General features: G+C 38.8%; 4 protein-coding genes. 3 read left to right on the forward strand and 1 reads right to left on the reverse strand.

Translation table 11 applies throughout. The features are described 5' to 3' along the window. The first annotated feature begins 246 nt into the window (after window positions 1-246). The 3 genes from P5683_RS25075 to P5683_RS25085 are packed head-to-tail and all read left to right on the forward strand — an operon-like array spanning window position 247 to window position 910. On the forward strand, window positions 247-531 hold the full coding sequence (locus P5683_RS25075; RefSeq protein ID WP_315641155.1) for a hypothetical protein: 285 nt from the start codon (window positions 247-249) through the stop codon (window positions 529-531). After that, a complete protein-coding gene (locus P5683_RS25080) occupies window positions 528-764 on the forward strand; it encodes a hypothetical protein (RefSeq protein ID WP_006622730.1) in 237 nt (78 codons plus the stop codon). Before P5683_RS25075 ends, P5683_RS25080 begins: the two co-directional genes overlap by 4 nt. Further along, window positions 761-910 carry a DUF6516 family protein gene (locus P5683_RS25085; RefSeq protein ID WP_231296511.1) on the forward strand — a complete coding sequence of 50 codons (150 nt, stop codon included), beginning with the start codon at window positions 761-763 and terminating at the stop codon, window positions 908-910. The genes P5683_RS25080 and P5683_RS25085 overlap by 4 nt, the downstream gene beginning before the upstream one ends. Before the next feature lie 64 nt (window positions 911-974). Here the strand turns inward: P5683_RS25085 and P5683_RS26640 are convergent, their stop codons facing one another. Continuing rightward, complete coding sequence (locus P5683_RS26640; RefSeq protein ID WP_108615180.1) at window positions 975-1,133, reverse strand: antitoxin; 159 nt, start codon at window positions 1,131-1,133, stop codon at window positions 975-977. Window positions 1,134-1,136 lie beyond the last annotated feature (3 nt).

Genomic DNA, 1,136 nt, shown 5'->3' on the forward strand with positions numbered 1-1,136 from the left:
GTTGGGTTTCACCCAACCTACCTTCTGGGTTTCACTCAACCTAACAAATAAATTCTATCTCTGATTAATCTTGGATGGGGAAGCGCGCCCCCGTATCATTTGGATGAATGTCGTAGAATAGAGAGCAAATCCATATTTGGGATCGCCTAACGACTAGTCCCACCAAAAGCTGCCTCTTGGTGGATATTATCGGTTTCCACATCGTCAACTGTGCGAGCATCTTATTTATCAAACTTCAAAGCTATTATGAATCAAAAATTAGTCCAGTCTTTGGTGCAAATTATTCTGTCGCTCTCCGATGAAGATCGGCAATATCTGGAACGTGAAATCCAGAAATATTCTCTGGCTAAACAACTTGAAAATTTAGAAGATAAGCTAAAAATATTTGAAGCTAAATATCAGATGTCATCCCAGGAATTTTATCGACAATTCCAGGCTGGTAAACTTGCGGATTCAAGCGATTTTTTTGAGTGGAATACATATTATAAAATGCTGAATTTAAGCCAGGTTAAGATTTCTGATAAATCATGAAATTAGACCAATATATTGCCGCTATTAACGAGAAGCTGGCTGGTAGCCCAATCATTAGTGCAATCGAGATTAGTGATGAGAGAATTTTAGGCGATCGCCGATACTTTCGGGCTCGTTTGACCCTGATTAACAGCGACTTCTTAGAAATTGCTGAATCATTCACCATTCAATATAACCAAATTTTTACCTTAGATTATCGTTTCAATGGATCGATTCATCTAAACAACTGCTGAGAAAACGCTGGGATAGTGTTAAGCATTTTCCAGGTTTACCCAATTTTCCCCATCATGTTCATATCGGCTCAGAAATTAACGTCGAGCCAGGGCAATCTCGAAATATCTTAGAATTTATATATTTTATGGAATCTGAGTTAAGATAAACTATTAATCTTTATGTAAGATAATCTAAATAATTCTTTGTTCAGAAAAGCCAATCGCCATTTGTCAATCCTCTGGGAACTCTTCCAGGGCATCAAACATCACCTGCCAGGGGTTTTCTTTGGGCAGCAGGACAACCGCATTGCCCAATCGTTTAATCACCACTTCATCCCCAGAAAAACGATAACTCTTAGGCAAGAGTACCGCCTGACTATTCCCACTCATAAG

Source organism: Limnospira sp. PMC 1279.21 (assembly GCF_032349615.1).
GTDB lineage: Bacteria > Cyanobacteriota > Cyanobacteriia > Cyanobacteriales > Microcoleaceae > Limnospira > Limnospira fusiformis.